This is a genomic window from Bartonella sp. AD328YNZD (assembly GCF_042196425.1).
Genome location: NZ_JBHIQG010000216.1, coordinates 1 through 4201 on the forward strand (window position 1 = coordinate 1; position 4201 = coordinate 4201).

Genomic DNA, 4201 nt, shown 5'->3' on the forward strand with positions numbered 1-4201 from the left:
TTACATGCGTTATAATATTTACATCATGATTTGCTTTTTATGGTCTATTCATACATGCCAATCTTATATAAAAAATGATCAATTTAGACACGCATAAAAAGATGGATTCTTGAGTGGATTCATATAAAATAATTGCAAACAACATATTGACTTTATTGTGTTTTTTGATATTATATCGAATCTGCCTTTATTGAGATACTGGAGTGCTATTTTTGCAAGATGTGGATTAAACACCACAATGGAATGCCATTCGGTTTTGTCTACTTTTTGATTGGTTGCCTTGTCTGTATAGCTCTCAGACGTTGCCATTCGAAAATTGACCACCTCAGCGCCGGATGACATTGTTTTACACTCGGGTTTTGCTGCTAGATAGCCAATTAAAATCACTTTATTAAGCATGTTTGTAAGTTCCATTAAATGATGTAAAGATCATAACATATTTTATGTATTTTTACAATATTTTCAATAAATAATAACAATATTCTTATGTAAAAGATTAAGCTTTAAAAGCTGTTTTTTTATTGCGTTTTGATACGTTTTGTGCAATAAAGAGATGTTCGTATACTTTCGAATAACAAGATAACACTCATGCATTGCAAAACAGAAGCCGTGTCAAGAAATTAGCACGGCTTTAATGCATTTAAATTGAATAGAAAAAACTAGCCTCTAGTATAAAAGAAAGCCTCGTTACGTAAATACATAACAAGGCTTTCTCAATTTCTCAAGTTGTATATAAAATATAGTACATTATGTATAAAGTTACAAGCGTTAATACACAAAAAACCGTGTCATTTAAGGCACGGCTTTTGTGATATCTTTAAAGAGGAATATTGTTTTAACCTAAAGAACGGTTAAAATACAACGCCATTATGACGTTGCGAATTAATGGTAGCATGATACATTTAAAGATGCAATTTGAGAAAAATATACTTGCTTTTATACACAAAATATGTGATTTGTGAGTTTCTTATCTGTTTATAGGTTTTGAAAACAAAAGCCGCGTCTTTAAAGGATACGGCTTTTTTGTTAATTATTGCATATTTCCATAGATTTGCTCTCTTAAGCAAGCTAATCACTTTGGAAGTGATTTTAGTTGATGGTACGGTTTTTTCTGTACCATCATTTTTTTGAATAGTAATGGCTGTGCAATCCATTAATCCTTTTTGGATTTTATCTTGATATGGTAATAATGGGCCGCTTGGTAGTCTTTTGTAAACCCAACCATATCTTCGTAAGTAATCTGATAAATCCTTAGGCCTTACTTCCAATATTTTTGCAGCATCTATGATACCAAACAAGCCATCGGAACGTTTTAAACCATCAAGAGCTATTGCTTTTGGTTTGAGTGTATTCACTTCGTTTCTTAAGTTTTCTATTTGTGTAACACTTTCTAAAAGCAGTTTCTTAACAAAGAGAGGGTTTTCTAAAGCACTTGCTAAATCTGTTTTCTTTTCTAATTCCTGCCACCGGTCAATTATTTTTGCACGCAAGGTAGTGCTGTAACCTGAAACGAGGATTAAGCATTCACGCTTTGGAAGGTTGTAACAGTTTTGGGGCTTACCCTGTTTATCTAAATAGGTGGATCCAAATTTGGATTGACCCCCTTCAGGATATAATTCTCCTAACATTTGCCGAATATCACGCATAATATGCGCATGTTGCTTACCGCATAACTCTGCAATTTCACGACTAGACATCGTTTGAATGCTATCATCTATTTTGATTTGATTTACGTTTGTTAAATTTGTTTGATTTACATCGATTAAGTATTGTGACATCTTTTTTGCCTAAAAATTTAATAAACTTTAAAAAGCAGGCGCCCCGCCGCGCCTAAGCGTTATTTAAGCAGCCTCATTTAGGCTATGCACATTATCAAAAATAGGATTATAAATTTTTAGCAATGAAACTATTGATTCAATTGGTTCAGATTGACCGAACTCTGTCATAATTGCTAAGATTTTTGTAAAATTTGGAATTTCGTTTTGTAATTTAAAAAACAAGACTTTCTCAAGAGCAGCCATAAGTTCCACTAAAGAAATGTGATAGTTATCTTCAGTATCAATATCAATATTTTCACTATTAGCTTCTTTACACACTACCATCCACAAATCACATAAGAAATCTGTAGTGATGTTGATTTCGTTTTTTTCCATTTTAACACCTAGTTATTTAGAGTTTTTAATTGACAGCCCATAAGGACGCCGGGTGCTAAAAACACGGTAACTAGTCCGTTGCTTATACTTTTCCCTCGCGAAGGGTATTGTATGGTATAAGCACACCCGACATAAATCATCATACGCTATTCAAAGCATAAAAGACAGCCAGTATTTTAAGAAATGGGAGAAACCTTATCGTGGTTTACCTGCTAGTTATTAGTGGTTTTTAAGCACTTGCCAATCTTCCTAAACGACCTTTTCTTTAAAGTCAATACGTATTTTTTATTTTTTTCACTTTTTTTCATTTTGACAATTACGTAATTGTATATCAAGCGCTTTTTCTAACTCGCGATCCATCTCTTCACAAGACAAGGGATAACCCCATTCCCCATCATTCGTAATCTCACAAATCAAACAATCCTTCTCTATACGTTTTTTGATTTTCGCATTTACCTCATCTATCAAAGGTTCACAACTCAATACACTTCTTGGCAAATCACCCCCATAAACCCACGCTTTCACTTGAGCCTTGGTACTGTAATCAACTTTGTTAGGCATATCATGATACTGACCACCATCGAATTCCTCATATTCTCTTGATCCATCTTCGTATTCATAGAGATTGTAAAAATACTCTGCTACCCCTAATCCCCATGGTGTATATCCAACCGCTGTTGCAACGAACTTTTTTTGCATAGGCTGTTTACGTTTTTTTAAAAACATTTGGTTTAATATCCCCTATCTAAATCCATAACTTTACCAATGGGTTTATTTGCCTTAAAATGTACCGTACAGAAGCATTTTTAATTTCAATGTGGTTTTATCATAAAATCTTTAAATCGCTCTGTACGGTGCCTTTCTGTCAATTTAAACGCATATCTAATCCAATATGAATACCAAACTTCACTAATTTGCTATTTATCTTCAATCCCTTTTAAAACCTCTTTAAGCTCTTTTTTTAGCTCTTCCATGCGCTCTAATGATATCGCCAGCTTTTGATCTGTGGCTTTAATCTCCGGCTTTTCAAGGTTCTTGAGAATGCGATTGGCTTGGTAGCGAATATCGCTTTCAAGTTTTGCGCAATAACGATAAAAATCTGCTGTTGACGGCATAAAGGTTGCGTTTAAACCCTCGGCTTTGCCTTTCAAAGCGTTCTTTGTTGCTGTTTGCAATATCCAACTGCTTATGCCTTCAAGAGCGTAAAAATACGCAAGTGCTGTCGCTTTCTCATCTGATCCCATGGGGCTCTTAAGTCCATTTGAAAGGACAAGATACGTTGTTTGAATTTCTTCTTCGGTTGCTTTCTTTTCAAGCTTTTGAAACGCATCATGGACTAATGAAGTAATTCTCTCCGCTTCTGCAATCAATGGCTTTTGCCCCGTTTTCCAATGGAATGGTGGTTCGGTTGTCATCCTCGAATAGAAATTTGTACACACTATCTGAATTTTTGATATTGGACATGTGCTGTGCAACGCGATAACTCCATCCACGCTGCTGTACTGTTTTTTCATTGCTTGGCTTTCCATAAATTTTTCCTTTCTGTAAATCTTCAATTGCCTTGCGTACCCAGTTGCGCCATGTTGCTTGCCAATCCGTTTTGCATGCGTCCTTACCTGCCTTGGCATTCCAATAATCTCTAAATTTTGCGATTTCGACTTTCACTCGCTCTGGAGGAAAGCCCTCTTCGATTGCAAAATCGTAATCGGGTTCAAAATCCGCAGGCAATCGACAGCCTCTATCGACTTTAACCCGCTTGGCTTTTTTCGGAACGTTTTCTTGCTCGTGAATGGGAGGTTGGTTGTCTGATGATGTTGCGATTTGATCTTCTTGGCTTTCAATCGCATCAACCTCGATTGGCTCGTAAACCAAATCGGTTGTTTCTAAATCTTCAAATTCAGTTTCTTTTTTTGATAAAACGATAGTTTTATTTTTTTTATTATATATGTTATTGTTATTGTGCATTTCCAAGCATTGCTCATGCATTGCACGTGCATCATCATTACTTTTATCTTTGTTTTTATCCCATCTAGCTTTTGCTGCTTTTG

General features: G+C 35.2%; 5 protein-coding genes and 1 pseudogene. All 6 read right to left on the reverse strand.

Translation table 11 applies throughout. The annotated features are described in order from the left end of the window. Positions 1 to 183: 183 nt before the first annotated feature. Positions 184 to 399, reverse strand: a pseudogene (locus ACFIO3_RS09415) (single-stranded DNA-binding protein); the annotation flags it as partial. 503 nt (positions 400 to 902) lie between these two features. After that, a complete protein-coding gene (locus tag ACFIO3_RS09420) occupies positions 903 to 1697 on the reverse strand; it encodes a Rha family transcriptional regulator (protein ID WP_375608874.1) in 795 nt (264 codons plus the stop codon). 144 nt (positions 1698 to 1841) lie between these two features. Then, the gene (locus tag ACFIO3_RS09425) at positions 1842 to 2153 is read right to left on the reverse strand and encodes a hypothetical protein (RefSeq protein ID WP_375608873.1); all 312 of its coding nucleotides are present in this window, start codon (positions 2151 to 2153) and stop codon (positions 1842 to 1844) included. A 294-nt stretch (positions 2154 to 2447) separates the two neighbouring features. Beyond that, entirely contained in the window at positions 2448 to 2879 is a 432-nt protein-coding gene (locus ACFIO3_RS09430) for a hypothetical protein (RefSeq protein WP_375704361.1), read from the reverse strand. Between the two features lie 191 nt (positions 2880 to 3070). Beyond that, positions 3071 to 3523: a hypothetical protein gene (locus ACFIO3_RS09435; RefSeq protein ID WP_375608849.1), complete on the reverse strand. Its 453-nt coding sequence runs from the start codon at positions 3521 to 3523 to the stop codon at positions 3071 to 3073. Then, on the reverse strand, positions 3483 to 4201 hold a 719-nt coding region (locus ACFIO3_RS09440; RefSeq protein ID WP_375704362.1), incomplete at its 5' end, for a hypothetical protein. The genes ACFIO3_RS09440 and ACFIO3_RS09435, both read right to left, overlap by 41 nt.